We start from the raw sequence: 3,294 nt of genomic DNA, 5'->3' as shown, positions 1-3,294 counted from the left end.
GCGGGGGCCGCGGGCGCAGGTGCCGCCGGGGCCGGCTGGGCCTCGGGCGCCTGCGCGGCGGCGGCCAGCGGCAGGGCTAGCGTGAGGGCCGTGAGGGTAAGCAGGGTTTTCGGGGTCATTCGACCTTCTCCGTCTTGAGGTAGTCGGCGATCCAGCGGGCGTCGGCCTCTGAGATCAGGGGCCGCCAGGGGGGCATCGCGGTGCCGGGGATGCCGTCGAGGATGATCGCGGCCAGCCCCTCGGTGTCGAACCCCGCGAGGTCGGCGGGGGTGATGGGCTTGCCGAGGCCGCCCCTCATCGTCAGCCCGTGGCATGAGCCGCAGTCCTGCACCACCATGTGGCGCAGCTCGGCCGCCCGCGCGGGTGCAACCGTGTCGGGCGCTGCCGTGTCAGGCGTTGCCGCGACCGCGCCCGTGACGGCCAGGGCGGCCGCGCAGAGGGCCGCGGTCACGCCGGGATCAGCCATGCCCGACCACGCGCAGATGCGCCGCCTTCAGCTCGCGCGGCAGGGGCAGCGCGGCGGTGGCGTAAAGCCCCGCGACGCGGCCGATCATGAACAGCACCGGCGCCTCCATCGGCTCGGCGGCCAGGTCCGCGGCGATCCGCGCCAACGTCGAGGGCAGGCGCCGCTCGCGCGGGGTGGTGGCGTGGGCCACGGCCAGCACCGGCAGGTCGATGGGCAGGCCGTGGGCGATCAGCCGGGCGGCGATCTCGGCCATGTTGGCCGCGCCCATATAGACGACCAGCGTCGTGTCGGGGTCGGCAAGGCTCTCCCAGTCCAGCTCGAGCGCCTCGTCCGCGGCGCGGTGGCCGGTGACGTAGCGCACGCCCGTGGCGAGCCCGCGGTGGGTGAGCGGCACGCCCGTCGAGGCCGCCGCCCCCTGCGCCGCGGTGATCCCCGGCACATAGGCATAGGCGACGCCCGCGGCGGCAAGCTCCTCGGCCTCTTCCGAGCCGCGGCCGAAGATCAGCGGGTCACCGCCCTTCAGCCGCGCCACGGTCAGGTCGGCCTGCGCCAGCTCGACCAGCAGCGCGTTGATCTGGTCCTGCGGGACCGAGTGGAAGCCCGCGGTCTTGCCGACCGAGATGCGGCGCGTCGCGGAGGGGACCAGCGCCATGATCTCGGGGCTGACCAGCCGGTCATGGACCACCACATCGGCGCTCTGGATGAGACGCAGCGCCTTGAGCGTCAGCAGGTCCGGGTCGCCCGGTCCGGCGCCGATGAGGAAGACTTTGCCCGGCATCTTGGTCGGTGTCCCTTGCATGAAAGGCTGGGGGGAAGGCTTGGGGGGGAAGAAAGGGGGGCGCAGGCGGACCCGCGCCCCCCGGGTTCAGTCAGGCGATCAGTAGATGTCGCCCATGGTGTTCTTGACGTTGAACTTGCCGGTCGGCGTGACCAGCCGCGGATCCTTGATGACCTTCTTCAGCTCAAGCGTCTTGTCGTCCACCACGACGATGGCCGATTCCTTGTCCTTGGCGTTCCAGACCGAGAACCAGATCTCGGTCCCGTCCTTGTTGAACTCGCCCTGGACGACGCGGGGCTGGCCATCGGCGATCTCGGCCCATTCGGCGATCGGCAGGGTCTTGAACTCGGGGTCGGACCCGTCGCCCTTCATCTTGTCGATCTCGAACACCGCGACCGAACCCGAGATCGCCGCGTCGGGGTTCAGCGTCGCGTCGGCATAGAGGTGGTTCGAGCCGGGGTAGGTCTTGATGAACAGCGAGCCGCCGCCCAGCGCCGGGAAGCTGTCCACGAGCTTCCAGGCGTTGTCCTTGTGGCCTTCCGGGTCGGTGCCGATCAGCGCCACAGATTCGTCGCCGAGGTGCGAGGTCGCCCAGACCGGCCCGAAAGTCGGGTGCACGAAGTTCGCGCCGCGGCCCGGGTGCGGGGTCTCGCCGCCGGTCTCGGTGATCGCCGCCAGCTTGCCTTCCTTGGTGTCGACCACCACCAGCTTGCCGCGGGCGTTGGCCGCAGTGATGAAGTAGCGCTTGGTCGAGTCGAGCCCGCCGTCGTGCAGGAAGCGCTCGGCCTCGATCTCGGTGATCTTGAGGTTCTTCAGGTCGGTGTAGTCGACCAGCTGGATCTTCCCGGTTTCCTTGATGTTGACCAGGAATTCGGGCCGGTAGTGCGACGCCAGGATCGCCGCCACCCGCGGTTCGGGGTGGTAGGTCTGTTCGTCATAGATGTTGCCGCGGGTCGAGACGATCTTCAGCGGCTCGAGCGTGGCGCCATCCATGATGACGTACTGCGGCGGCCAGTAGGCGCCGGCGATGGCGTACTTGTCCTCCCAGCCCTCCATCTTCGAGGTCTCGACCGAACGGGCCTCGGCACCGACCTTGATGGTGGCGACGACCGAGGGGTCTTCCATCCACAGGTCGATCATGTCGACCTTGGCATCGCGGCCGATGACCAGCAGATAGCGGCCCGAAGCCGACAGGCGGCTGATGTGGACTGCATAGCCGGTGTCGATGACCTTCTTGATCTCGTAGGTGCCGCCGTCGATCAGGGCGATCTGGCCCGCGTCGCGCAGCGTCACCGAGAACAGGTTTTCCAGATCCCAGTCGTTCTTCTTCTCGGTCGGACGGTCCTCGGGCTTGACCAGGACCTTCCAGCTTTCCTTCATTTCCGGCATGCCCCATTCGGGCGGGCTGGCCGGGTCCTGCATGACATAGCGGGCCATCAGGTCCACCGTCGCCTCGTCCATGTCGCCCGAGGTGCCCCAGTTCGGCATCCCGGCCGGCGAGCCGTAGGTGATGAACGACTTGAGGTAGTCGAGCCCCAGTTCGCGGGTGATGTCGGGCGTCAGCGGCTTGCCGGTCGCGCCCTTCCGCAGCACGCCGTGGCAGCCGGCGCAACGCTCGAAATAGATCTTGTTGGCGGCGTTGAACTCCTCCTCGGTCATCGAGGGGACGCCTTCCTTGGCGCCGGGGGCCTCTACGGGCTCTTGCGCGAGGGTGGTCAGCGCGGGCTCGTACTGGTCCTGCGGCTTCGAGGTGTGATCCGCGACATCACCCTTTTGCGCGGCCTGTTCCGCGGTGGTCTTGGCGGCGCCCTCGGACCGGGGGGCCTCCTTCACCTCGGTATCGGCGCCGGCCTTGGGGCCGGAAACGGCGTTCGGGTCGGCCTGGGCGTCGGTCGCGGCCGGGGTGGCCGGTTCGTTGCCGGGGGCAGGGGCCACCGCGGCGGGCGTGGTCGGCGCGGGCGCCTCGCCTGCGGCGGGCACCGGCTCGGGCGCCGGCTCGGCGGGGACCGGCGGGCCGGTCGCATCAACCTTGCCGTCGCCGGCTTCCGCG

Annotated in this window: 3 protein-coding genes; all 3 read right to left on the bottom strand. The window is 69.9% G+C overall.

Annotation, left to right across the window (positions count from 1 at the left end):
• Positions 1-115: 115 nt before the first annotated feature.
• Positions 116-466, bottom strand: a complete 351-nt coding sequence (locus ACFHYO_RS05465; RefSeq protein WP_052175173.1) for a c-type cytochrome — start codon at positions 464-466, stop codon at positions 116-118.
• Positions 459-1,244 carry a uroporphyrinogen-III C-methyltransferase gene (gene cobA, locus ACFHYO_RS05460; protein WP_394318919.1) on the bottom strand — a complete coding sequence of 262 codons (786 nt, stop codon included), beginning with the start codon at positions 1,242-1,244 and terminating at the stop codon, positions 459-461. Before cobA ends, ACFHYO_RS05465 begins: the two co-directional genes overlap by 8 nt.
• 99 nt (positions 1,245-1,343) lie before the next feature.
• Positions 1,344-3,077, bottom strand: a complete 1,734-nt coding sequence (locus ACFHYO_RS05455) for a cytochrome D1 domain-containing protein (RefSeq protein ID WP_394318921.1) — start codon at positions 3,075-3,077, stop codon at positions 1,344-1,346.
• Positions 3,078-3,294: the final 217 nt, after the last annotated feature.

Source organism: Paracoccus panacisoli, from assembly GCF_042435015.1.
Taxonomy (GTDB): domain Bacteria; phylum Pseudomonadota; class Alphaproteobacteria; order Rhodobacterales; family Rhodobacteraceae; genus Paracoccus; species Paracoccus panacisoli.
Note: the sequence above shows the minus strand (reverse complement) of the source record. Positions and strands in the feature narration are given on the sequence as shown.